Origin of the sequence: Bacteroides sp. HMSC067B03, assembly GCF_001811315.1 — a bacterium.
Lineage (GTDB): Bacteria > Bacteroidota > Bacteroidia > Bacteroidales > Bacteroidaceae > Bacteroides > Bacteroides faecis.
This window is the reverse complement of sequence record NZ_KV804467.1, coordinates 1-25,940: the sequence shown is the minus strand read 5'-3', so window position 1 is coordinate 25,940 and position 25,940 is coordinate 1. Positions and strand designations below refer to the sequence as shown.

The window sequence follows — 25,940 nt, the reverse complement described above, 5'->3', positions numbered from 1 at the left end:
AACTCAAAACTTATAGATATGATTAGCTTGAACATTGAAAAAACATTTGGATTCATTTCCAAAGAGAAGGTTTCTGCTTATGAAGCCGAGGTAAAAGCCGCACAGGAAATGCTGGAAAAAGGAACAGGAAAAGGAAACGACTTCTTAGGATGGTTGCACCTTCCCTCTTCTATCAGCGACGAACATCTGGCTGACCTGAACGCTACTGCAAAAGTATTGAGAGACAACTGTGAAGTAGTGATCGTTGCAGGTATCGGTGGTAGCTATCTGGGCGCACGTGCTGTAATCGAAGCGCTGTCCAACAGCTTCACTTGGCTGCAGGAAAAGAAAACTGCTCCTGTTATGATCTACGCAGGACACAACATCAGCGAAGACTATCTGTACGAACTTACTGAATATCTGAAAGACAAGAAATTCGGTGTTATCAATATTTCCAAATCAGGAACTACCACCGAAACGGCGCTTGCTTTCCGCCTGTTGAAAAAACAATGCGAAGACCAGCGCGGTAAAGAAACTGCCAAAAAAGTAATCGTTGCCATCACAGACGCCAGGAAAGGTGCCGCACGCGTTACTGCCGACAAGGAAGAATACAAAACCTTTATCATTCCGGACAACGTAGGCGGACGTTTTTCTGTATTGACTCCGGTTGGTTTACTGCCGATTGCAGTGGCAGGATTCGATATCAACAAACTGGTTGCCGGTGCTGCAGATATGGAAAAAGCATGCGGCTCTGACGTTCCGTTTGCCGAAAACCCTGCTGCCATCTATGCTGCTACCCGTAACGAGCTGTACAGAAACGGCAAGAAAATTGAAATCCTTGTCAACTTCTGCCCGAAACTGCACTATGTAAGCGAATGGTGGAAGCAACTGTACGGAGAATCTGAAGGTAAAGATAACAAAGGTATCTTCCCTGCAGCCGTAGACTTCTCTACTGACCTCCACTCTATGGGACAGTGGATTCAGGAAGGTGAACGTTCTATCTTCGAAACAGTTATCTCTGTAGATAAGGTGAACCACAAACTGGAAGTTCCATCTGACGAAGCTAACCTCGACGGCCTGAACTTCCTGGCAGGCAAACGGGTAGACGAAGTGAACAAGATGGCAGAACTGGGAACTCAACTGGCTCACGTAGACGGCGGTGTACCCAATATGCGCATCGTTCTTCCGGAACTGAGCGAATATAATATCGGCGGCCTGCTGTATTTCTTCGAAAAGGCATGCGGTATCAGCGGTTATCTGCTGGGCGTGAATCCGTTCAACCAACCGGGCGTGGAAGCATACAAGAAAAATATGTTTGCTTTGCTGAACAAACCGGGATACGAAGAAGAGTCAAAAGCTATCCAGGCAAGACTGTAATATCCTAAATCATATAATAAAAGAAGCGACCTCTCCGAGATCGCTTCTTTTATTATATTTCCTTCGTAACGTAAAAGTGATTCACTCCTTTTCGGGGTTTATTTTTCCTCCCTTACTTCTGTTCTTAAGTCAATCACTTCCTGCGCTCCTTCACACTCCGCTTTTGAAGACAGATAAAAAGATAATTGTACGTCACCATTCTTATCTACATGCTCAATAGTGGCATGAACCAGCACCTTAGTCTTTGTCACGCCATCTTTAAAGCGTAACTGTCCTTTTTCTTCGTCTGTCAGATTTCCTTCGGTAGTAACTTCCGTTTTTTCATAACGGAGTTCAGTCTTCATCTCTTCACCATTCTGAAGCTGGAAAGCTTTCAGTTCAGCTCCGTTCCCATCCAAAGACAAAAATGCGTCCACCTTATCTCCTACTTTCAAAGCAGGCAATTCGCTCATTCGGTTCGCATAGTCTTCGCGACTGGTTTCTCCATCGCCCTGATCTACTTTCACATATAGCTTTTCTATCGTGATAACAGGGCTTTCTCCGCTATCCGAACAAGCACCTAGAAACAATGGCAGCAGAAACAATACTCTTTTTTTCATGCTATCGACTCGTTTTATCATGCTACAAAGTTACTACAAAAAAGTGAAATGCGGAAAGTTATAGTGATAGAATTGAGTTACAAGGGTTTTAGTTGAAGTGGCGATAATTCGTGAAGCCATTACAATCCCTGCCGAAGCCAAATCCTGACGCCGCAACGTTACTTGTTCGTAACCATGCCCGAAAATGCGACAAACGGGTACGGATAGCGAAACAATACGTTAAGGAATAGTGAGTTACCGATAACTCACGCAAAAATTTCGGTTACGGAAAAAGATTGCTCCGTTCCTCCCCGTTTTGCGTACCGACACCGGACTCTTCACCAACTAATTTTGAAACCAAAAAATTAAGGACGATGAAGAGTACATTTTCAGTAATCTATTACCTCAAGCGTCAGGTAGTGAAAAAGGACGGGACAGTACCCGTCATGGGACGCATCACGGTGGACGGCAGCCAGACGCAGTTCAGCTGCAAGCTGACAGTCGATCCGAAACTGTGGGACACCAAAGGTGGACGTGTCACAGGCAGAAGCGCGGCGGCACTCGAAACGAACCGTATGCTTGACAAGATGCGGGTGCGCATCAATAGGCACTATCAGGAAATCATGGAACGTGACAACTTCGTCACGGCTGAGAAGGTGAAGAACGCTTTTCTCGGACTGGAACACCGCTACCACACGCTGATGCAGGTGTACCGTCGTCACAATGAGGACTATGAGAAACAGGTGGAAGCAGGCATGAAAGCAAAAGGTACACTGGAAAAGTACCGTATCGTTTACAAGCACCTGCAAGAGTTCCTCGACATCCGCTACCATGTGAAGGACATCGCACTGAAAGAGCTTACCCCCGCTTTCATCTCCGACTTCGAGATGTTCCTGCGCACGGACAAACACTGCTGCACCAATACCGTGTGGCTGTACGTCTGCCCGCTACGGACGATGGTGTTCATCGCCATCAACAACGAGTGGCTGACACGCGACCCGTTCCGCGAGTATGAAATCAAGAAGGAGGAAACAACACGCAGTTTTCTGACCAAAGAGGAAATACGCCTGCTGATGGACGGGAAACTGAAAAACGCCAAACAGGAACTGTACCGTGACCTCTACCTGTTCTGCGCTTTCACCGGGTTGTCGTTCTCGGATATGCGCAACCTCACGGAAGAGAATATCCGCACCTACTTCGACGAACACGAGTGGATAAACATCAACCGCCAGAAAACGGGCGTGGTGTCCAACATCCGCCTGCTTGACATCGCCAACCGCATAATCGGCAAATACCGTGGGCTGTGCGAGAACGGCAAGATATTCCCCGTCCCGCATTATAACACGTGCCTTGCCGGTATCCGTGCCGTCGCCAAGCGTTGCGGCATCACCAAGCATATCACGTGGCATCAGAGCCGCCACACGGCAGCCACGACGGTATTTCTCTCTAATGGCGTACCTATCGAAACCGTCAGCTCCATGCTCGGACACAAGAGCATAAAGACGACGCAGATTTACGCGAAGATAACCAAAGAAAAACTCAATCAGGACATGAAGAACCTTGCCGCAAGGTTGAACAGTGTTGAGGAATTTGCAGGTTGCACCATCTAAAAAAGAGAAGCCATGAAACGTGACATAATCATCATAGAGGACAAGGCGGTCAGCGTAACCGGTAACGACGTGTGGATGACCGCCACCGAAATCGCCGGACTGTTCCATACGACCGTCCCGGCAGTGAACGCCGCCATCAAAGCCATCCGCAAGTCGGACGTGCTTAACGACTACGAGGTGTGCCGCTACATGCAACTTGAAAACGGACTGTACGCAGATGTGTACGCGCTTGAAATCATCATCCCCGTCGCCTTCCGGCTGAACACCTACAACACCCACCTGTTCCGCACATGGCTGGTGGGAAAAGCTCTCGCCAAAGAGAAACGGCAGGCATACGTGATGTTCATACAGAACGGAAAAGCCGGGTACTGCTGATTGCGCATACCACATAAGACAAGGAAACGGGCAGCACCACAAAAAGTGTCGCCCGTTTCCTTTTTTCTTGCCAACCGCGCTCACTCCAGCGGCTTGCGGTAATTTGCTTCCAGCACTTCACGCAGCCCCGTTTCCGGGTAAAGCACCTTCCCTCCCAAAAGTATGAAGGGCAACACGCGGTTGTTGCGGTATTCCTGCAATGTGCGTCGGCTTACGCGGAGCAGTTCCGCCACCTCGCCGTCCGTCAGGTAACGTTCCCCGTCCAGCAGAGGACGGTAACTTTCCAGAAAGGCGGACAGCCATTTCGAGCCTTTGCGCATATCCTGCACCACAGAGGCTATCGGCTCGTCTTCCATCGTAAAAACATCGTTGTTCTCGTTCATCATAACTTCGGATTCAGTGGGTGAATAAATCAAATCATCTGCCGTGCGGATAGAGCGTGCCGATAAGCGGTATCAGCCGCTTCACCTCCTCCGGCTTGTAATAAAACCTGCGGTTTATCTGCGAGTAGCCGATAAGCCGCCTGTCGCGCAGCGTCTGCAACGTGCGCGAACTTATTCTCAACTGCCTACAGACTTCCTCGCCCGTGAGCCATCTTTCCATGCGCCTCGTGTCGCTTTTGCGCCTCAGGGCGGCGACCTTCTCCGAGAGTGCGCCGAATGCCGCCACCATCATCTCGAAAGTCTTTTTCTCGATAGATACTATTTCCATATTCATGCAATTATCGGTTTGCCCGCAAAGGTAACGGTACGGTCCTGAACACGTGCCGTTTTCCGCTGAAAGGCTGCCTGTTGCGCCGTTTGACCGGGTTACGGAGCCATCTTCCGTAAAAATCTTACGTGAGTCACGTAGTGAGTTGTTAAAGCCCCTTTTGTTTATTGCCGATTTTTGCTGCAGAAACAAAAAGAAAGGACTGAATATGAAAGTGATAACGATGGAAAGTTCCGCCTTCCGGTCATTGACGGAACAGATAGCGGAGATTGCGGCACACGTCCGTGCCGCCTCCGGCGACAAGAAAGCGGCATCGCCCGACAGGTTGCTCACCACACGCGAGGCGGCGCACCTGCTTAACGTGAGTACCCGCACCCTCCAGCGTATGCGCAGCGAGCAACGCATCGGTTATGTCGTGCTTCGCGGTAAATGCCGCTACCGGCAGTCGGAAATAGACCGCCTGCTTGAAGCGTGTGCCGTCAACGAGGACGCGGCGACACCGCAGGAATTGAAACGCAACCACACGCTGCGCACTGGCGGCAAACCAAAAGGAAGGAGGACATAGGTCATGGAACTGCTCACACGAAACAACTTCGAGGGCTGGATGCAGAAGCTGATGGAACGGCTCGACCGTCAGGACGAACTGCTGCTGGCGATGAAGGCTGAGGGGAAACAGCCTACTATCACGGAAAGCATCCGCCTTTTCGACAATCAGGATTTGTGCATGCTGCTCCAGATAAGCAAGCGCACACTGCAACGCTACCGCAGTGTCGGCGCATTGCCCTACAAGACACTGGGCAAGAAAACCTATTACAGCGAGGAGGATGTGCTGACATTCCTTTCCAACCATATCAAGGACTTCAAAAAAGAAGATATAGCCTTCTACAAGGCTCGTATCCATAATTTCTTTCATAAATAACCCATTAAAACATTTTTCAAATGGCAAAGAAAAAAGACGAAAAGGACGTGCTGGTAGTCCGTGATGAGAAGACGGGCGAGATCAGCGTGGTAGCCGGGCTGAATGCAGACGGCACACCCAAGCGTACCCCTGCGAAAGCTGAGAACGCGCAGAGTTTCCTGCAATTCGACCGACACGGCGACGTGCTGGACAACTTCTTCAAGAACTTCTTCCGGCAGTGCAAGGAACCCAGCCGCTTCGGTTTCTACCGCATCGCGGCAGACCAAGTGGATTCCATGCTTGGCGTGATGAAAGACCTGCTTCAGCATCCGTACCAGAACAAACAAATCCTTGCACCGCACAAAATCGACACCTTCCCTTATCAACAGCAGGTGCAGGAAGAGATGGCGGCACAAAAGACAGAGAAACAAGAACCTCAAAAACAGGAAAACATGGAACAACAGAAAGAACAGCAGGAAAGCCCGCAACAGACGCAGGGCAGACAGGGCTACCAACCCATCAACGAGAGCAAAATCAACTGGCAGGAGCTGGAGGACAGATGGGGCGTGAAGCGTGACGACCTTGAAAAGTCCGGAGACCTTACGAAGATGCTCCACTACGGCAAGTCCGACTTGGTAAAGGTCAAGCCCACCTTCGGCGGCGAATCATTCGAGCTGGACGCCCGCCTCTCCTTCAAGAAGGACGGTGAGGGAAATGTCAGCCTCGTGCCGCACTTCATCCGCAAGGAGCAGAAGTTAGATGAGTACAAGGAACACAAATTCTCCGACGATGACCGGAAGAACCTGCGCGAAACGGGCAACCTCGGCAGGGTCGTGGACATTGAGGACAGGGAAACGGGCGAAATCATCCCCTCCTACATCAGCATCGACCGCAAGACGAATGAAATCACGGACATTCCGGCAAACAAGGTGCGCATCCCGGAGCGCATCGGCAAGACGGAAATCACCAAACAGGAGCAGGACATGCTCCGCGCCGGACTGCCCGTGCGCGACAAGCTCATCGAGCGCAACGACGGCAGGAAGTTCGTCACCACCCTTCAAGTGAACGTGGAGCAGCGCGGCGTGGAGTTCGTGCCGGGAACCGGAAGGTCGCCCCGTACCGCACAGACGCAGGAAGCCAAAGGTGACACCTCGAAAAGTCAGGCGCAAGGCGGGGAAAATGCCGCACAGACCAAGAAGGAGCAACGCCGCAACACGTGGATGAACGAGGACGGCAGCATCCGCCCCATCAGCAAATGGAGCGGCGTGAACTTCACCGACAAGCAGAAAGCCGACTACGTGGCGGGTAAAGCCGTGAAACTGGAGAACGTGACCGACAAGCAGGGCTTCCATGCCACGATGTATATCAAGTTCAACCCGGAGAAGGGCCGCCCGTACCACTACGAAACGAACCCCGACAACGCCCAGCAGGTCGCCCCGTCCAACGAGAGCCGCACACAGGTGGCGGTGAACAACGAGGGCAAAACCAACGAGGCGACAAAGAACCTGAAAGAGCCTTTGCAGAAAGGTCAGACCGCCCCGAAGGACGACCGCCAGCAACAGCAGCAGGAGAAGCCGAAAAAGAAGAACAACAAAGGCATGAAAATGTAATCCCGTGTCCGCCACTGAATCCAAAATAAAATCCAAAGTATCAACAAAAAAGCAAGAAAACATGAAGACAATCATTGCAGAAAAGCCCTCCGTGGCACGTGAAATCGCCCGCATCGTGGGCGCGACAAAGAGAGAGGAAGGATATTTCGAGGGAGGCGGCTATGCCGTGACATGGGCATTCGGACACCTCGTTCAGCTTGCCATGCCCGACGGCTACGGCGTGCGCGGATTTGTCCGTGACAACCTCCCGATTATTCCCGACACATTCACGCTCGTCCCCCGTCAGGTCAGGACGGAGAAAGGTTACAAGCCCGACAGCGGCGTGGTGTCGCAGATAAAAGTCATCAAAAGACTGTTCGACACAAGCGAACATATCATCGTGGCGACCGATGCCGGACGCGAGGGAGAGCTTATCTTCCGCTACCTCTACCACTATACGGGTTGCACCACTCCTTTCGTGCGCCTGTGGATCAGCTCTCTCACCGACAAAGCTATCCGTGAGGGACTGCGGAAACTCGAAGACGGCAGCAAATACGACAACCTCTACCTCGCCGCCAAAGCGCGGAGCGAATCCGACTGGCTCGTGGGCATCAACGGCACACAGGCGTTATCCATCGCCGCCGGACACGGCACGTATTCCGTGGGGCGGGTGCAGACACCAACGTTGGCTATGGTATGTGAACGCTACTGGGAGAACCGCCGCTTTACGTCCGAAGCATTCTGGCTGCTCCATATCGCAACGGACGGTTGCGACGGCGAAGTCGTGAAATTCTCATCCTCCGAGAAATGGAAAGAGAAAGAACCGGCGATGGAACTATATAATAAGGTAAAGGCGGCAGGTTGCGCCACTGTCACGAAAGCCGAGCGCAAGGAGAAGACGGAGGAAACTCCCTTGCTCTACGACCTGACCACGCTCCAGAAAGAAGCCAACGCCAAGCACGGCTTCACGGCGGAACAGACGCTTGAAATCGCGCAGAAACTCTACGAAAAGAAGTTGATAACCTATCCGAGAACGGGAAGCCGCTACATCCCCGAAGACGTGTTTGCCGAAATTCCCAAACTGCTCGCTTTCATCGGCACACAGCCCGAATGGAAAGACAAGGTGCGGGCAAAAGCCGCCCCGACACGCCGCAGCGTGGACGACGGCAAGGTGACAGACCACCATGCCCTGCTCGTCACGGGTGAGAAACCGCTCTTCCTCTCCAAAGAGGACAATACCATCTATCAGATGATTGCCGGGCGCATGGTCGAGGCATTCTCTGAGAAATGCGTCAAGGATGTGACCACTGTCACGGCGGAATGTGCCGGAGTGGAGTTTACCGTAAAAGGCAGCGTCGTGAAGCAAACCGGATGGCGTGCCGTCTATGGCGAGGAAAAAGAGGAAATTACCATCCCCGGCTGGCAGGAAGGCGACACGCTGACACCGAAAGGCTCGTCCATTACCGAAGGAAAGACCAAACCCAAGCCGCTGCATACCGAAGCCACCCTGCTCTCGGCAATGGAAACGGCGGGCAAGGAAATTGAGGACGACGCACTGCGGCAGGCGATGAAGGACTGTGGCATCGGTACTCCCGCCACACGCGCCTCCATCATCGAAACGCTTTTCAAGCGCGGTTACATGGAACGCTGCAAGAAGTCGCTTGTTCCCACCGAAAAAGGACTTGCCCTCAATTCCGTCGTCAAGACGATGCGCATCGCCGATGTTGCCATGACGGGCGAATGGGAAAAGGAGCTGGCGCGTATCGAGCGCGGGGAACTGTCCGCCGACACCTTCCGCAAGGAGATAGAGGCGTACACACGTGAGATAACCTCCGAACTGCTCTCGTGCGACAAGCTCTTCGGCAGCCGTGACTCCGGCTGCGCGTGTCCCAAGTGTGGCACGGGCAGGATGCGGTTCTACGGCAAGGTGGTACGCTGCGACAACACGGAGTGCGGACTGCCCGTGTTCCGGCTGAAAGCGGGACGCACCCTGTCCGACGATGAAATCAAAGACCTGCTCACCGAAGGGCATACCAAGCTGCTCAAAGGGTTCAAGAGCAAACAGGGCAAGAGTTTCGATGCTGTTGTCGCCTTTGACGGGGAATATAACACGACTTTTGTGTTCCCGGAGGCTAAAAAGGGCAAGAAATTTTCAGGACGGAAGAAATAGTATTAACTTTGCCACTTGTTCAGAGTAATGAATTGTTCTTCGATACCGGATTACACTCATACTTTGGATTTAGTGGTGGCACTCGGAGGGATACCGAGTGCCTTTTTCTTCCTTTTTCCAACCGATTATCCCGTTAATTATCAATCCGCTAAATCCAAAGTAATGAACAACAAGAAGAAAAACGAGGGTCAGACCGACTTTTCCTATTACGGTCTGTACCTGCTGGACTATCTCCGCACGAACAAGTTTGAACAGGCTGACGACACCGCTTTCATACGGGAACGGGCCGACCGTGCCGCCGAAACGTATGAGAGGGCACGGCTTGAAGGCTATCCCGCCGATGGTGCGCAGGAACTGGCGATGGACACGCTGCTGCGCGGGCTGCATTATTCCCGTTACGCCATCCTCCGCGAAGTCGTGGAAAACGAGTTTGCCGATGAAGTGCCGGAAGAGAAGCGTGAAGCCTTTGTCCTGAAACTGCTGCCGCTTGTCGGCAACGTGTTCTCCGTCTATGACCTCTCGGATGACAATTTCGCCCTGTCTTCCGATTACGACCTGCTCTACACGGAGCTGACGGGAGCAACCGTCCTTTACTTAGACGAATATGGCGTTTAACCGCAAACAGAAACTGCGGGACAACATCGAGGCGATACGGACGGCATTCATCCTTGACAGGGAAAACAGGACAGCGACAACCGAAGAGCGTGCCATACTTCAAAGGTACTGCGGTTTCGGCGGTCTGAAATGTATCCTCAACCCTGCAAAGGAACTGACGGATGCCGTCCGGTGGGCGAAATCCGACCTCGAACTGTTCGCCCCGACGGTGGAGCTGCACAGGCTTATCCGTGAGAACAGCAAGGACGAAACAGAGTACAAGCGGTTTGTGGATTCGCTGAAAGCGTCCGTGCTGACCGCTTTCTACACCCCCAAAGAGATAACCGACACCATCGCGGACGTGCTGGCAGATTACAGCGTCCGCCCCGCCCGTATGCTCGAACCGTCGGCAGGTGTCGGCGTGTTCGTGGATTCCATGCTACGGCACAGCCCCAATGCGGATGTGATGGCTTTCGAGAAGGATCTGCTCACGGGTACAATCTTGAGGCATCTCTATCCCGACCAGAAAATGCGCACCTGCGGTTTTGAGAAAATCGAAAGACCGTTCAACAATTATTTCGACTTGGCGGTGTCCAACATTCCGTTCGGTGACATTGCCGTGTTCGACGCGGAGTTTCAGCGGAGCGACTCTTTCGGCAGACGCTCCGCCCAGAAAACCATCCACAACTATTTCTTTCTCAAAGGACTGGATGCCGTGCGTGACGGCGGTATCGTGGCGTTCATCACCTCGCAAGGGGTATTGAATAGCACCAAGACCTCCGTGCGTAACGAGCTGTTCAGTCAGGCCAATCTGGTATCCGCGATACGCCTGCCCAACAACCTGTTCACGGACAACGCGGGGACGGAGGTGGGCAGCGACCTGATTGTCCTGCAAAAGAACCTCAGCAAGAAGGAAATGTCGCAGGACGAGCGGCTGATGACCGTGATACAGACGGACACGAAAACCGACCTGACCGACAACGCCTATTTCATCCACCACCCGGAACGCATCGTGCATACGACGTCGAAACTTGACACTGACCCCTACGGGAAGCCCGCTATGGTTTATCTGCACGAGGGCAAGACCGCAGGTATCGCCGGGGACTTGCGCCGGATGCTCAACGAGGATTTCCATTACAGGCTCGCCATGCGTCTGTATTCGGGAACAATCTGGCAGTCGGGAACGGAAGAAAAGGTTACCGTTCAAAAGGAGGCGGAGCGTCCTGCTATAAAATTGGAAACGGTATCTTCGGCGCAGACGGTGGAAACTCCGACGGAAAAACCGCAACCCGTTGAGGAAAAACCGGAGATAGAGCCACGTCCGAAATATTCTGACGGGGTGCAGCTCTCCTTGCTCGACCTCTGGGGGATGACGGAAGAGGTCAGCCAACCGAAAACCTCCAAAAAGAAAAAGACGGTGAAAAAGGCAGTTACGGCAAAGTCCACTCCGCCCAAACCGAAAGTCACGGTTACACCGACAGCTCCAACTGCAAAACCCGCTATGGAGAATAAGGAGGTGAAAGCGGAGAACACCGCCAAGCCTGCCGACCCGGACGACATCTATGCAAAGCTGGACTGGGAAACCAATCCTCCCATCAACGGCTTCTACGAGATGATGATGGAACTCACGCCGGAGCGCAGGAAGGAACTTCGGGAGCTGGCAAGGCAGCATAATGAAAAACATGAAAACAGAACGGTTGCGACGATCACGCCGGAAGTACCACGTGAACAACCCCGGCAGGAGGAAACACAGCCGGAAGCAGTCGCCGCACCTGCTGTTACCGATGCTCCACCGGAAACGGTGGCTACTTCCCTTTTTCCCGACATCGAACCGGAAAAGCCGAAGGAGGAAGTCGCGGACCTTACGCCGCGTGCCTACCATCGCACGCCGGAGATGCACCTGCGCGAAGGCTCGCTGGTGGCTGACCGGGGGCGTCATAACATCGGCTATCTGAAGGACATCACGCCATACGGGGCTACATTCCAGCCGCTCGACCTGAAAGGATACCAGAAGGAAAAGGCGTTGTTGTATGTGTCGCTGCGTGACGCCTACGAGCGTCTGTACCGTTATGAATCGCTCCGGCGCGAGGCAAATGTTCCGTGGCGAGAGCATCTGAATACCTGTTACGATGAGTTTGTCATGCGCTACGGCAACCTCAACGCCAAGCAGAACGTGAAGTTAGTGATGATGGACGCGGGCGGGCGTGACATCCTTTCGCTGGAACGGGTGGAGAACGGAAAGTTCGTCAAGGCGGACATCTTCGAGCATCCCGTTTCCTTCTCCGTGGAGAGCCATGCCAACGTAGGCTCTCCCGAAGAAGCCCTGTCCGCGTCGCTCAACAAATATGGCACGGTCAATCTCGACTATATGCGGGAGATAACCGACAGCACGGCGGAGGAGTTGCTCACAGCCCTGCAAGGACGCATCTATTACAATCCGCTCGTGACCGGTTACGAAATCAAAGACCGCTTCATAGCCGGGAACGTGATAGAGAAGGCGGAACGCATAGAGGCTTGGATGGGCGAAAACCCCGAAAGTGAGCGTATGCCGGAAGTGAAACAGGCGTTGGAGGCTCTGAAAGATGCCGAACCGCCGCGTATCGCCTTCGAGGATCTGGACTTCAATTTCGGGGAACGCTGGATTCCGACGGGTGTCTATGCCGCCTACATGAGCCGGCTGTTCGACACGGAGGTGAAAATCGCCTATTCCGCAAGCATGGACGAGTTTTCGGTTGCGTGCGGCTACCGCACCATGAAAATCACGGACGAGTTTCTGGTAAAGGGGTATTACCGGAACTATGACGGTATGCACCTCTTGAAACACGCCCTGCACAACACCTGCCCCGACATGATGAAGTCCATCGGCAAGGACGAGCATGGCAACGACATCAAGGTGCGCGACAGCGAGGGCATACAGCTCGCCAACGCCAAGATTGATGAAATCCGCAACGGTTTCTCCGAATGGCTCGAAGAACAGTCGCCGCAGTTCAAGGAACGGCTGACGACAATGTATAACCGCAAGTTCAACTGTTTCGTGCGCCCGAAGTATGACGGCTCGCACCAGACCTTCCCCGACCTCAATCTGAAAGGCTTGGCAAGCCGGGGTATCAAGAGCGTCTATCCCTCGCAGATGGATTGCGTCTGGATGCTGAAACAGAACGGCGGCGGAATTTGCGACCACGAGGTGGGAACCGGCAAGACGCTGATAATGTGCATCGCCGCGCATGAGATGAAGCGTCTGAAATTGGCACATAAGCCGATGATTATCGGGCTGAAAGCCAACGTTGCGGAGATTGCCGCCACCTATCAGGCGGCATATCCCAACGCACGTATTCTGTACGCTTCGGAGAAGGACTTTTCGACCGCCAACCGTGTGCGCTTCTTCAATAATATAAAGAACAACGACTACGATTGTGTCATCATGTCGCACGACCAGTTCGGCAAGATACCGCAGTCGCCGGAGTTGCAGCAGCGCATCCTGCAAGCGGAGCTTGACACGGTGGAGGAAAACCTCGAAGTGCTGCGGCAGCAGGGAAAGAACGTGTCGCGGGCTATGCTGAAAGGTCTGGAGAAGCGCAAACACAACCTTGAAGCGAAGCTGGAGAAGGTGGAACATGCCATAAAGTCACGCACGGACGACGTGGTGGATTTCAAGCAGATGGGCATCGACCACATCTTCATAGATGAGAGCCACCAGTTCAAAAATCTGACGTTCAACACGCGCCATGACCGTGTGGCGGGACTGGGCAACAGCGAGGGAAGCCAGAAGGCACTGAACATGCTCTTTGCCATACGCACCATACAGGAGCGCACGGGCAGAGACTTGGGAGCGACCTTCCTTTCGGGTACTACCATCAGCAACTCGCTGACGGAGTTGTATCTGCTGTTCAAGTATTTGCGTCCGAAGGAGCTGGAACGGCAGGACATCCGATGTTTCGACGCTTGGGCGGCGATATTCGCCAAGAAGACGACGGATTTTGAATTTAACGTGACGAACAACGTGGTTCAAAAGGAGCGTTTCCGCTACTTCATCAAGGTGCCGGAACTTGCCGCCTTCTATAATGAAATCACGGACTACCGCACGGCAGAGGACGTGGGCGTAGATCGTCCCAACAAGAATGAGATACTGCACCACATACCGCCCACGCCGGAGCAGGAGGACTTCATACAGAAGCTGATGCAGTTCGCCAAGACTGGCGATGCCACACTTCTGGGCAGGCTGCCGCTTTCGGAAACGGAGGAAAAGGCGAAGATGCTTATCGCCACCGACTACGCCCGCAAGATGGCACTCGACATGCGCATGATAGACCCGCATTATGAAGACCACCCCGATAACAAGGCGAGCCACTGTGCCAAGATGATCGCGGAGTATTACCAAAAATACGACGCGCAGAAAGGCACGCAGTTCGTTTTCTCGGACTTGGGGACATATCAGCCGGGCGACGGGTGGAACGTCTATTCGGAAATCAAGCGCAAGCTGACGGAGGATTACGGCATACCGCCAAGCGAGGTGCGCTTCATTCAGGAGTGCAAGACCGACAAGGCTCGGAAGGCGGTGATAGACGCCATGAATGCCGGAACGGTGCGTGTTCTGTTCGGCTCCACCTCCATGCTCGGAACGGGTGTGAACGCACAGAAAAGGTGTGTGGCAATTCATCATCTCGATACGCCGTGGCGACCGTCCGACCTGCAACAGCGTGACGGACGCGGAGTTAGAGCCGGAAACGAAATTGCCAAGCATTTCGCCGGGAACAACGTGGACGTAATCATCTACGCGGTGGAGAAGTCACTGGACAGCTACAAGTTCAACCTCCTGCACTGCAAGCAGACTTTCATCAGCCAGCTCAAAAGCGGTGCTATGGGGGCGCGTACCATCGACGAGGGGGCAGTGGACGAGAAATCGGGCATGAACTTTTCGGAATATATGGCGTTGCTATCCGGCAACACCGACCTGCTGGACAAGGCGAAACTTGAAAAGCGCATCGCCTCGCTCGAAGGGGAACGCAAGTCGTTTAACAAGGGCAAGCGTGATTCGGAGTTCAAGTTAGAGTCGAAGACGGGCGAGTTGCGTAACAACACGGCTTTCATAGATGCCATGACGGAGGACTGGAACCGCTTCCTTTCGGTGGCGCAGACCGACAGGGAGGGCAACCGCCTTAATATAATAAAGGTGGACGGTGTGGATTCCGCCGATGAGAAGGTTATCGGAAAGCGTTTGCAGGAGATAGCGAAAAACGCCACTACGGGCGGGCTTTACACACAGGTCGGAGAACTGTACGGTTTTCCGATAAAGGTGGTGAGCGAGAGGATACTCAAAGAGGGATTGGAGTTTACCGACAACCGCTTCGTGGTAGAGGGGAACTACAAGTACACCTATAACAACGGACATCTGGCAATGGCTGATCCGATGGCTGCCGCCCGAAACTTCCTGAACGCGATGGAGAGGATACCCTCCATTATCGACCAGTACAAGGCGAAGAACGAGGTGCTGGAGAGGGAGATACCGCAGTTGCAGGAGATAGCGGGCAAGGTGTGGAAGAAGGAGGACGAGCTGAAGCAGCTGAAATCCGAACTTGCCGCCCTTGACCGAAAAATACAGCTGGAACTTGCGCCGCCCACGCCCGAAGTCGCCGAAAAGGAGAAAGAAGGGCAACAGGTCAAGCCGGAAGCGGAAGATGTGAGGAACAGGCAGGCGCAATATCCCGAAAATGCACCGCCGCAGATACGCAGTCCGGCGGATAGTATCGTTGCCAACCATGTCATAATCGGGCGTCCGGGACTGTATGCCAAGGAGGAAACCCGGTTCAAAGGATTGAAAATATAACCTTAGGAATTTTATCTGAAGTATTAATAAGGGCTATCCCAAAAGGTCTAAAAGTAAATTTTATCCTTTCTGCAAGTATCTGTAGGATGGCAACTGCATTTTTTTCTTTTTGGGCAGCCCTTATTAAAATTTATTCTTATTTTAGGTTATATACATTCATGTCCATTTATGTAAAAAATCCTGCTGACCTTGTTTATGTCTTGTCAGTCACCATTTGCAAAACCATATTTGACCCTCAAAGAGGCTGAATTTGATAAGCAACTTGCTACATACTCATAATAAGGAGCTAAATAGAACACGAATGGGAAATACTCAAATGCCAAACTAAAGAAGATATTGGCCAAAATAAACGCTATACCGAGAGAGAAACTTGATTTTTCAACTTCCTAAAACAGTGTTGTTCAAACATTTCTACTTATTTGTACTTACCAGTTGAACCTACGTTTCCCTAATAAAATGTCTATGGTAAAAAGTTAAAAAATCCTCCTACTTTTGTTAGATATATTTTTTTGTGTAATTTTGTAATCGTTATGCGGCAGTAATAATATACATATTAATACGAGTTAGGAATCCTGTAGTTCTCATATGCTACGAGGAGGTATTAAAAGGTGCGTTTCGACAATGCATCTATTGTAGTATATTATTGCTTAATCCAAATGAATATTATAAATTTAGGAATTCTTGCTCACATTGATGCAGGAAAAACTTCCGTAACCGAGAATCTGCTGTTTGCCAGTGGAGCAACGGAAAAGTGCGGCTGTGTGGATAATGGTGACACCATAACGGACTCTATGGATATAGAGAAACGTAGAGGAATTACTGTTCGGGCTTCTACGACATCTATTATCTGGAATGGTGTGAAATGCAATATCATTGACACTCCGGGACACATGGATTTTATTGCGGAAGTGGAGCGGACATTCAAAATGCTTGATGGAGCAGTCCTCATCTTATCCGCAAAGGAAGGCATACAAGCGCAGACAAAGTTGCTGTTCAATACTTTACAGAAGCTGCAAATCCCGACAATTATATTTATCAATAAGATTGACCGAGCCGGTGTGAATTTGGAGCGTTTGTATCTGGATATAAAAGCAAATCTGTCTCAAGATGTCCTGTTTATGCAAAATGTTGTCGATGGATCGGTTTATCCGGTTTGCTCCCAAACATATATAAAGGAAGAATACAAAGAATTTGTATGCAACCATGACGACAATATATTAGAACGATATTTGGCGGATAGCGAAATTTCACCGGCTGATTATTGGAATACGATAATCGCTCTTGTGGCAAAAGCCAAAGTCTATCCGGTGCTACATGGATCAGCAATGTTCAATATCGGTATCAATGAGTTGTTGGACGCCATCACTTCTTTTATACTTCCTCCGGCATCGGTCTCAAACAGACTTTCATCTTATCTTTATAAGATAGAGCATGACCCCAAAGGACATAAAAGAAGTTTTCTAAAAATAATTGACGGAAGTCTGAGACTTCGAGACGTTGTAAGAATCAACGATTCGGAAAAATTCATCAAGATTAAAAATCTAAAAACTATCAATCAGGGCAGAGAGATAAATGTTGATGAAGTGGGCGCCAATGATATCGCGATTGTAGAGGATATGGATGATTTTCGAATCGGAAATTATTTAGGTGCTGAACCTTGTTTGATTCAAGGATTATCGCATCAGCATCCCGCTCTCAAATCCTCCGTCCGGCCAGACAGGCCCGAAGAGAGAAGCAAGGTGATATCCGCTCTGAATACATTGTGGATTGAAGACCCGTCTTTGTCCTTTTCCATAAACTCATATAGTGATGAATTGGAAATCTCGTTATATGGTTTAACCCAAAAGGAAATCATACAGACATTGCTGGAAGAACGATTTTCCGTAAAGGTCCATTTTGATGAGATCAAGACTATATACAAAGAACGACCTGTAAAAAAGGTCAATAAGATTATTCAGATCGAAGTGCCGCCCAACCCTTATTGGGCCACAATAGGGCTGACTCTTGAACCCTTACCGTTAGGGACAGGGTTGCAAATCGAAAGTGACATCTCCTATGGTTATCTGAACCATTCTTTTCAAAATGCCGTTTTTGAAGGGATTCGTATGTCTTGCCAATCCGGGTTACATGGATGGGAAGTGACTGATCTGAAAGTAACTTTTACTCAAGCCGAGTATTATAGCCCGGTAAGTACACCTGCTGATTTCAGACAGCTGACCCCTTATGTCTTCAGGCTGGCCTTGCAACAGTCAGGTGTGGACATTCTCGAACCGATGCTCTATTTTGAGTTGCAGATACCCCAAGCGGCAAGTTCCAAAGCTATTACAGATTTGCAAAAAATGATGTCTGAGATTGAAGACATCAGTTGCAATAATGAGTGGTGTCATATTAAAGGGAAAGTTCCATTAAATACAAGTAAAGACTATGCATCAGAAGTAAGTTCATACACTAAGGGCTTAGGCATTTTTATGGTTAAGCCATGCGGGTATCAAATAACAAAAGGCGGTTATTCTGATAATATCCGCATGAACGAAAAAGATAAACTTTTATTCATGTTCCAAAAATCAATGTCATCAAAATAATGGAGCGGTCAGGAAATTTCTATAAGGCAATACAGTTGGGATATATACTTATCTCCATTCTTATCGGATGTATGGCATATAATAGCCTCTATGAATGGCAGGAGATAGAAGCATTAGAACTTGGCAATAAAAAAATAGACGAGCTCCGAAAAGAAATAAACAATATCAATATTCAAATGATAAAATTTTCTCTATTGGGTGAAACAATACTGGAATGGAACGATAAAGATATCGAGCATTACCATGCACGGCGTATGGCAATGGACAGTATGCTTTGCCGTTTCAAGGCCACCTATCCAGCAGAGCGCATCGATAGTGTGCGCAGTCTTTTAGAGGATAAGGAACGACAGATGTTCCAGATAGTCCGGTTAATGGATGAACAACAATCTATTAACAAGAAGATAGCCAATCAAATTCCGGTTATTGTGCAGAAAAGTGTGCAGGAACAGTCCAAAAAGCCAAAACGAAAAGGTTTCTTGAGCATCTTCGGCAAAAAAGAGGGAACGAAGCCAACGACAACAACGACTACGCTCCGTTCATCCAATAGAAACATGGTCAACGAACAGAATGCGCAGAGCCGTCGATTGTCAGAACAAGCCGATAGTCTTGCTGCCCGTAATGCAGAACTTAACAGACAACTGCAAGGATTGATTTGCCAAATCGAAAAGAAGGTGCAATCTGATTTACAAAATAGAGAAAGCGAGATAACAGCCATGCGTAAAAAATCATTTATGCAGATAGGCGGCTTGATGGGATTTGTTCTTTTGCTGTTGGTCATTTCCTATATCATCATACACCGTGATGCAAAGAACATTAAACGATACAAACGCAAGACAACGGATTTGATCGAGCAATTGGAACAGTCCGTGCAACAAAATGAGATACTCATAACCTCCCGAAAGAAAGCGGTATATACTATTACCCATGAGTTGCGTACACCACTGACGGCAATAACCGGCTATACCGAACTTTTGCGGAAAGAATGCAATAGCGGTAATAATGGGCAATATATCCAAAATATACTGCAATCCTCCGACCGTATGCGGGATATGCTCAACACTTTGCTTGACTTCTTCCGCCTGGACAACGGCAAGGAACAGCCCCGTCTGTCACCCTGCCGGATTTCTGCAATCACGCACACACTTGAAACGGAGTTCATGCCTGTTGCCGTGAACAAAGGGTTGTCCTTGTCCGTGAAGACTGGACACGATGCCATTGTATTGACCGACAAAGAGCGAATAATACAAATCGGGAATAACCTGCTGTCAAACGCTGTCAAGTTCACAGAAGAAGGCGGTGTTTCTTTGATTACTGAATATGATAATGGAGTTCTGACACTGGTCATTGAAGATACAGGTACAGGCATGACAGAAGAGGAACAGAAACAAGCGTTCGGTGCGTTTGAACGTCTATCAAATGCCGCTGCAAAGGAGGGTTTCGGGCTTGGGCTTGCCATAATGCGTAATATTGTGTCGATGCTTGGCGGAACAATCCGTTTGGACAGCAAGAAAGGGAAAGGCAGTCGTTTCACAGTTGAAATTTCTATGCAGGAAGCTGAAGAACAGCTTGGATATACAAGCAATACACCTGTTTATCATAACAATAAATTCCATGATGTTGTCGCCATTGACAATGATGAGGTATTACTTCTAATGCTGAAAGAGATGTATTCCCAAGAAGGAATACACTGCGACACTTGCACCGATGCTGCGGCACTGATGGAAATGATACGCCAGAAAGAATACAGCCTGTTGCTGACAGACTTGAATATGCCTGGTATAAACGGTTTCGAATTGCTGGAACTGTTGCGTTCGTCCAACGTGGGCAATTCACCAACAATCCCGGTGGTTGTGGCAACCGCTTCGGGCAGTTGTAACAAAGGGGAACTATTGGCAAAAGGCTTTGCCGGATGCCTGTTCAAGCCGTTCTCCATATCGGAACTGATGGAGGTTTCCGACAGGTGTGCCATAAAAGCGACACCGGACGGGAAACCGGACTTTTCCGCCTTATTGTCCTATGGCAATGAAGCCGTCATGCTGGAAAAGTTGATAACTGAAACAGAAAAGGAAATGCAGGCGGTACGGGATGCAGCAAAAGAAAAAGACCTGCAAAAGCTGGATTCCCTGATCCACCACCTGCGCAGTTCGTGGGAGGTGCTCCGTGCCGACCAACCGCTGAATGTACTTTACGGATTGCTTCGTGGCGATGCTCTCCCGGATGGTGAAGCGTTAAGCCATGCCGTGACTGCTGTGCTGGATAAGGGAGTGGAAATAATACGGTTGGCAGAAGAGGAAAGGAGAAAATACGAAGATGGATAAGACAAAAATAATTGTGGTGGAAGACAACATCGTGTATTGCGAATATGTCTGCAATATGCTGTCACGGGAGGGCTACCGCAATATGAAGGCTTACCACCTCTCAACCGCGAAGAAACATCTGCAACAGGCAACAGATAATGATATCGTGGTTGCCGACCTGCGTCTGCCTGACGGCAGTGGCATAGACCTTTTGTGCTGGATGCGAAAGGAGGGAAAGATGCAGCCCTTCATCATTATGACCGACTACGCCGAAGTTAATACCGCCGTGGAAAGCATGAAACTCGGCTCGATAGACTATATTCCCAAACAGCTTGTGGAGGATAAACTTGTCCCCCTGATCCGTTCCATACTGAAAGAACGTCAGGCAGGACAACGCCGTATGCCTGTATTCGCCCGTGAAGGTTCCGCTTTTCAGAAAATCATGCACCGGATAAGGCTGGTAGCCGCCACCGACATGAGCGTGATGATATTTGGTGAGAACGGCACGGGTAAGGAGCATATTGCCCATCTGTTGCATGACAAGAGCAAACGTGCAGGCAAGCCATTTGTGGCGGTGGACTGCGGTTCACTCTCCAAAGAGCTTGCACCGTCGGCTTTCTTCGGACACGTCAAGGGAGCGTTTACAGGTGCGGACAATGCCAAGAAAGGATATTTCCATGAGGCGGAAGGCGGCACGCTTTTTCTGGACGAGGTAGGAAACCTCGCGTTGGAAACCCAACAGATGTTGCTCCGCGCCATACAGGAGAGGCGGTATCGCCCGGTCGGAGACAAGGCAGACCGGAATTTCAATGTCCGCATCATCGCTGCTACCAATGAAGATTTGGAAGTAGCGGTGAATGAAAAGCGTTTTCGGCAGGATCTTCTGTACCGCCTGCACGACTTCGGGATAACCGTTCCTCCGTTGCGTGACTGTCAGGAAGACATCATGCCGCTGGCAGAGTTCTTCCGTGATATGGCAAACAGAGAGCTGGAGTGTAGCGTGAGCGGGTTCAGTTCCGAAGCACGTAAAGCGTTGCTGACACACGCATGGCCGGGCAACGTGCGGGAACTTCGGCAGAAAGTTATGGGTGCTGTATTGCAGGCGCAGGAAGGTGTTGTCATGAAAGAGCATCTGGAACTTGCCGTGACGAAACCGACCTCTACTGTCAGCTTCGCCTTGCGCAATGACGCGGAGGATAAGGAGCGGATATTGCGTGCGTTGAAACAGGCAAACGGCAACCGGAGTGTCGCCGCAGAACTGCTCGGCATAGGCAGGACAACACTATACAGCAAACTTGAAGAGTATGGACTTAAATATAAATTCAAGCAATCATAGCCCGTAATTCACTGAATTTGGCTATCTTTGCATAACATTTGAGAAAAACGGCGATTGGCAGGAGCTTTTCGCCGCCAACATATAGGATAAGACCGCAAGGCGTTTCAAGCGAAAATCTGGTAAATTGGAACTACGGAGACGATTGCGTGATGCTTATGCTATGCTTACGCATAGCGTGCATTCACGTACTCTCCGTAAAGGCTTTACCAGAGCCATCGCTTGAAGGTAGTGTGAATTGCACGCTACTTTTTTACCCTTGCCTAACGAAAGGAAACGATTATGGGTAAAGTTCAGATTCTCGCCGTACTGACGATGGACGGATGTCTTTCTTCAGAGTTATATGATAAAGCACATCAGGATTTGTGCCTTGACCGTTGCGGTCTTGATGAAATCAGGAAGAAAGCCCTTTACCGTGTGACACCGGACTATTCCATTTCAATGCTGCACGAATGGAGAAAAGACGGCACAAACATCCGTTACCTCGCGGAAGCCACACTGGATACGGCAGATTATATAAACGGACTACTGCGTATGCACGCTGTGGATGAAATCATACTATACACCGTTCCTTTCATATCCGGAAGCGGACGACATTTTTTTAAGTCGGCTCTGCCAGAGCAACACTGGACGCTTTCCTCCTTGAAAAGCTATTCCAACGGTGTATGTCGCATTATCTATATCCTTGATAAAAAAGCAAGATAGCCAAAATGTGCGGCAAGCATACATTTCTATTTTCAGGAATAGAATAAATGTTCTGATTACAAACAATTTAAGTCGGAGATAATTTGTCCTTGTGAAAAAATATTGAATTTTATACCTCTGAAATCCAGTACTTTGTAAAATTGAGTGTTGGATTTTTTATTTTCTGCCGCGTTTTTTGCCAATTATATTCATGTGCGCACGCAGAAAACAAAGTGTAATTTTCAAAATTGACAGAACCATGAATTATTTCTTGCTGGCGGAAACCGACTTTTTCCGCCTGATAAACGAAGCCGGTGACTGCAATATGGAAACGGCATACACGGCTTTTGCCACCCAAGTGATCGAACTGTGTAACGGTAGCATGGACGCGAACCTTACCGTCATCGCGCTTGCCTACATCGAAATCGAGTTGCAGCACCATCCCGTGCGCAACCTGTCAGAAGAAAAGAGAGAGATTGCCGCCTATGTCAGCAAGGCCCTGTCTTTCGTGAGGAAGATGCAGAAATTCCTTGCCACGCCCCAAGTGCCGCCACTGATATCCGCCAACAACACAACAGAAACCGCCACCAGCCTCCTGCAATGGACGGGCAATGCCATCGACCTCGTGGAACTTATCTACGGCATCGACGAGATGGGCTGCATCAACAACGGCAACATGCCGCTCAAACAGCTTGCCCCGCTCCTTTACAAGATATTCGGGGTTGAGTCGAAGGACTGCTACCGTTTCTACACCGATATCAAACGCCGGAAGAACGAAAGCCGCACCTACTTCCTTGACAGAATGCAGGAGAAATTGAACGAGAGGATGCTGCGCGATGATGAGTTGGATCGTATGAGGAGATAAAAAACAAATTCATTAGAATAAATCACATCAATTCAATTCATTATTTTGTTATATTAGAAAAAGATATTAACTTTGCATTGAAATTGATATAGTCATAATTCAGATGAACTCAATACACGATATAACAGACTACATTATCTTACGAGTAAAATCGGAAGATAGATTTGCGTCTTTAATAAATTTAAAGTTGCAGAAGTTATTGTATTATGTTCAAGCATGGTCTTATGGTATCAATAAAAAACCTATGTTTGACGGCGAGTTTGAAGCATGGATTCATGGTCCGGTAAATCGAGAAATCTACAATCGATTTAATTCTACAAAATATCTCTATTCAGAAATCAATATTGATGATTGCATGAATCACAATGTGAGTTTATCATCAGAAGACGCTGAATTCATTGACTTTATATTGGAGAATTATCTTAAATATAGCGGTGCTGAATTAGAACGATTGTCCCACAATGAGATGCCTTGGATTGAAACACGTGGAGATTTAAATGTAAATGAGCGTTGTGACAAGGTTATTACTCCAGAACTAATGATTGAGTATTATGGGAAAAAATGGGAAACTATTAAATCTTAATTCAGATTCTCCTAAATACGGAAACAAATCATTAGTTACCAAAGAACAAGAAAATGAGTTAAAGAGAAGGAAGATAACTTTTTCCTTCTCTTACTTTAAGCAGATACCTAATTTTCAGATTGGAGAGTGTTCTAAGGGATGGCATATTGGGCTTCTTGAAAGATTAGGTGCTTTGGGTACTATGACACCGCAAGAAGTATTAGAAGAAAATAGAGGTAGTATTGCATTAAGATGTCATCCAATAGATTGGAGTGCTAAAAACATTCCTATTCAACGAAAAGATTTAGATTGGCTACCAAAAGAAATATTGGACAATGAGACAGATTTTCCAATAATGCAATTTTCGATAACAAAAAGTACGGGGCGTATTGTAGGTTATTTTGATCGGGATTCTTCTATATTTCACATAGTATTATTAGATCCTGAACATAATATACAACCGGCAAAGAAAACTAATTATCAAATACAACCAACTACAAAAGGGTTATCTCAATATGATGATTTATTAAATAAGTTGGAACGAATTAAAAGTATCGTATCAGATTGTTCTGATAAAAAGTGCAAATTGCATTCACATATTAGTGTTATAGAAGAATTACATGACAATATTGTTTATATAGGACTTGATAATGACTTCTATAGCACTTATCAAGAAATCTTAAAGAAAATTCCATTGCAAAAAATTTTGGAAAACGGAATCTTAGTAAGTATGGATAATGCTTAAGTTCTAAAAAAATGAAGAAAGGTTTATGGTAAGCCTTTCTTCATTTTTTTATTTACTTCTGCTGCAACAGATATTTCAGGTTATCATCGCCCGCGATGCGCTCCAGTTCCTCCTGCACAATCTGCTTCACCTCTTCCTTGATACGCCGGTAGTTCGCCTGCACCGTTTCTTTCATGCGGTCGTTGCCGTCCTCGTCCGTGAAATCGGTAATGACCGGAATTTTCTTGTAGGCACGTTCCTCCCGCTTCACCTTCTCGGCATCCACCACAATCTCGCAGTGAAAAATTTTCTGTTCGATACGTTCGTTGAAGTTGTCGGACACCGAACCGACAAACATTCCCTGCGTCAGACCGGAAATCTTGCTCGGCGGAATGAGCGCATCCATCTGCGTGTTGATGGAGGTGGAAACATCCTGCCGGTTGATGGAGATAGACTGCCGTTTCTGCAACACCTTACCGAACCGTTCCGATAGTGTCTTTGCCGTTTCACCTACCACCTGCCCGGAGAAAATGTTACCGACCGTATTCATCACCACTTTCGCCTCCTTATCACCGTAGTCGCGCACCAGCTGGCTGAAATCCTGAAATCCCAGACACACGGCAACCTTGTTGCTTCGGGCGGTGGCTATAAGGTTGTCCAACCCCTTGAAGTATATCGTGGGCAGCTCGTCGATGATGACCGATGACTTCAGCATTCCCTTCTTGTTGATGAGTTTCACGATACGGGAGTTATACAATCCGAGAGCCGCCCCGTAGATGTTCTGACGGTCGGGATTGTTGCCCACGCATAGGATTTTCGGCTCTTCGGGATTGTTGATGTCCAGCGTAAACTCGCTGTCCGACATCACCCAATAGAGCTGCGGGGAAATCATCCTCGAAAGCGGGATTTTCGCCGACGCTATCTGCCCCATGAGCTGCTCCGCAGCCCCTCCGAGCCAAGCATCCATGAACGGGGAAAGGTAGTTTTCCAGCTCCGGGTAAGAGGTCAGTATCGGGAAAATATCCTCGTAGCGGCGGTTCAAAAACTCGATGGCATGGGGAAACGTGCAATACTTCCCGTTCTGATAGATTTTGAGATACCAGATAATGCTGGCAAACAAAATGATAGGTGACTCCACGAAGAAGTCGCCCTGCTTTTGCACATCGGGTAAGTCAAGGGCATTGCTGC

The 25,940-nt window shown here is 49.2% G+C and carries 20 protein-coding genes; 16 read left to right on the top strand and 4 right to left on the bottom strand.

The window, feature by feature from the left end:
* Positions 1-18: 18 nt before the first annotated feature.
* Positions 19-1,356 carry a glucose-6-phosphate isomerase gene (locus tag HMPREF2794_RS23645; RefSeq protein WP_070752865.1) on the top strand — a complete coding sequence of 446 codons (1,338 nt, stop codon included), beginning with the start codon at positions 19-21 and terminating at the stop codon, positions 1,354-1,356.
* A gap of 98 nt (positions 1,357-1,454) precedes the next feature.
* Here the strand turns inward: HMPREF2794_RS23645 and HMPREF2794_RS23640 are convergent, their stop codons facing one another.
* Positions 1,455-1,955, bottom strand: coding sequence for a DUF5035 domain-containing protein (locus HMPREF2794_RS23640; RefSeq protein WP_070752863.1), 501 nt, complete (start codon positions 1,953-1,955; stop codon positions 1,455-1,457).
* Between the two features lie 353 nt (positions 1,956-2,308).
* Between HMPREF2794_RS23640 and HMPREF2794_RS23635 the strand changes: the two genes are divergently transcribed.
* Positions 2,309-3,544 carry a site-specific integrase gene (locus HMPREF2794_RS23635; protein WP_004348478.1) on the top strand — a complete coding sequence of 412 codons (1,236 nt, stop codon included), beginning with the start codon at positions 2,309-2,311 and terminating at the stop codon, positions 3,542-3,544.
* A gap of 12 nt (positions 3,545-3,556) precedes the next feature.
* On the top strand, positions 3,557-3,919 hold the full coding sequence (locus tag HMPREF2794_RS23630; protein WP_004348477.1) for a hypothetical protein: 363 nt from the start codon (positions 3,557-3,559) through the stop codon (positions 3,917-3,919).
* A gap of 80 nt (positions 3,920-3,999) precedes the next feature.
* Here the strand turns inward: HMPREF2794_RS23630 and HMPREF2794_RS23625 are convergent, their stop codons facing one another.
* On the bottom strand, positions 4,000-4,305 hold the full coding sequence (locus HMPREF2794_RS23625) for a helix-turn-helix domain-containing protein (RefSeq protein ID WP_004348476.1): 306 nt from the start codon (positions 4,303-4,305) through the stop codon (positions 4,000-4,002).
* Between the two features lie 31 nt (positions 4,306-4,336).
* The gene (locus HMPREF2794_RS23620) at positions 4,337-4,636 is read right to left on the bottom strand and encodes a helix-turn-helix domain-containing protein (protein WP_004348475.1); all 300 of its coding nucleotides are present in this window, start codon (positions 4,634-4,636) and stop codon (positions 4,337-4,339) included.
* Positions 4,637-4,838: 202 nt separating this feature from the next.
* On the opposite strand from HMPREF2794_RS23620, the gene HMPREF2794_RS23615 reads away from it, so the two are divergent.
* The 13 genes from HMPREF2794_RS23615 to HMPREF2794_RS23555 all read left to right on the top strand — a co-directional run bounded on the left by HMPREF2794_RS23615 (position 4,839) and on the right by HMPREF2794_RS23555 (position 24,773).
* Positions 4,839-5,195 carry a helix-turn-helix domain-containing protein gene (locus HMPREF2794_RS23615; RefSeq protein ID WP_002561004.1) on the top strand — a complete coding sequence of 119 codons (357 nt, stop codon included), beginning with the start codon at positions 4,839-4,841 and terminating at the stop codon, positions 5,193-5,195.
* Positions 5,196-5,198: 3 nt separating this feature from the next.
* On the top strand, positions 5,199-5,549 hold the full coding sequence (locus tag HMPREF2794_RS23610; RefSeq protein ID WP_004291454.1) for a helix-turn-helix domain-containing protein: 351 nt from the start codon (positions 5,199-5,201) through the stop codon (positions 5,547-5,549).
* Between the two features lie 20 nt (positions 5,550-5,569).
* Positions 5,570-7,138 (top strand): DUF3945 domain-containing protein, encoded by a 1,569-nt coding sequence (locus tag HMPREF2794_RS23605; RefSeq protein WP_007482795.1) that lies wholly within the window; start codon positions 5,570-5,572, stop codon positions 7,136-7,138.
* A 61-nt stretch (positions 7,139-7,199) separates the two neighbouring features.
* Positions 7,200-9,287: a type IA DNA topoisomerase gene (locus HMPREF2794_RS23600; protein ID WP_005790822.1), complete on the top strand. Its 2,088-nt coding sequence runs from the start codon at positions 7,200-7,202 to the stop codon at positions 9,285-9,287.
* Between the two features lie 27 nt (positions 9,288-9,314).
* The gene (locus HMPREF2794_RS23595; protein WP_004291461.1) at positions 9,315-9,902 is read left to right on the top strand and encodes a DUF1896 domain-containing protein; all 588 of its coding nucleotides are present in this window, start codon (positions 9,315-9,317) and stop codon (positions 9,900-9,902) included.
* Positions 9,892-15,705, top strand: coding sequence for an N-6 DNA methylase (locus HMPREF2794_RS23590; protein ID WP_007482790.1), 5,814 nt, complete (start codon positions 9,892-9,894; stop codon positions 15,703-15,705). The genes HMPREF2794_RS23595 and HMPREF2794_RS23590 overlap by 11 nt, the downstream gene beginning before the upstream one ends.
* A 656-nt stretch (positions 15,706-16,361) precedes the next feature.
* Positions 16,362-18,287, top strand: coding sequence for a tetracycline resistance ribosomal protection protein Tet(Q) (gene tet(Q), locus HMPREF2794_RS23585; RefSeq protein WP_004293868.1), 1,926 nt, complete (start codon positions 16,362-16,364; stop codon positions 18,285-18,287).
* On the top strand, positions 18,287-20,605 hold the full coding sequence (locus HMPREF2794_RS23580; RefSeq protein WP_004348456.1) for a hybrid sensor histidine kinase/response regulator: 2,319 nt from the start codon (positions 18,287-18,289) through the stop codon (positions 20,603-20,605). Before tet(Q) ends, HMPREF2794_RS23580 begins: the two co-directional genes overlap by 1 nt.
* Positions 20,598-21,920 carry a sigma-54-dependent transcriptional regulator gene (locus HMPREF2794_RS23575; protein ID WP_004293870.1) on the top strand — a complete coding sequence of 441 codons (1,323 nt, stop codon included), beginning with the start codon at positions 20,598-20,600 and terminating at the stop codon, positions 21,918-21,920. The genes HMPREF2794_RS23580 and HMPREF2794_RS23575 overlap by 8 nt, the downstream gene beginning before the upstream one ends.
* A gap of 279 nt (positions 21,921-22,199) precedes the next feature.
* Positions 22,200-22,622 (top strand): dihydrofolate reductase family protein, encoded by a 423-nt coding sequence (locus tag HMPREF2794_RS23570; RefSeq protein ID WP_004293871.1) that lies wholly within the window; start codon positions 22,200-22,202, stop codon positions 22,620-22,622.
* 238 nt (positions 22,623-22,860) lie between these two features.
* On the top strand, positions 22,861-23,466 hold the full coding sequence (locus HMPREF2794_RS23565; RefSeq protein ID WP_004293872.1) for an RteC domain-containing protein: 606 nt from the start codon (positions 22,861-22,863) through the stop codon (positions 23,464-23,466).
* A 103-nt stretch (positions 23,467-23,569) separates the two neighbouring features.
* Positions 23,570-24,049, top strand: a complete 480-nt coding sequence (locus tag HMPREF2794_RS23560) for a Panacea domain-containing protein (protein WP_004293873.1) — start codon at positions 23,570-23,572, stop codon at positions 24,047-24,049.
* Positions 24,018-24,773 (top strand): hypothetical protein, encoded by a 756-nt coding sequence (locus HMPREF2794_RS23555; protein ID WP_004293874.1) that lies wholly within the window; start codon positions 24,018-24,020, stop codon positions 24,771-24,773. The genes HMPREF2794_RS23560 and HMPREF2794_RS23555 overlap by 32 nt, the downstream gene beginning before the upstream one ends.
* A 52-nt stretch (positions 24,774-24,825) precedes the next feature.
* Here HMPREF2794_RS23555 and HMPREF2794_RS23550 read toward each other — a convergent pair.
* Positions 24,826-25,940: TraM recognition domain-containing protein (locus tag HMPREF2794_RS23550; RefSeq protein WP_139147295.1), on the bottom strand; the 1,115-nt coding region annotated here is incomplete at its 5' end.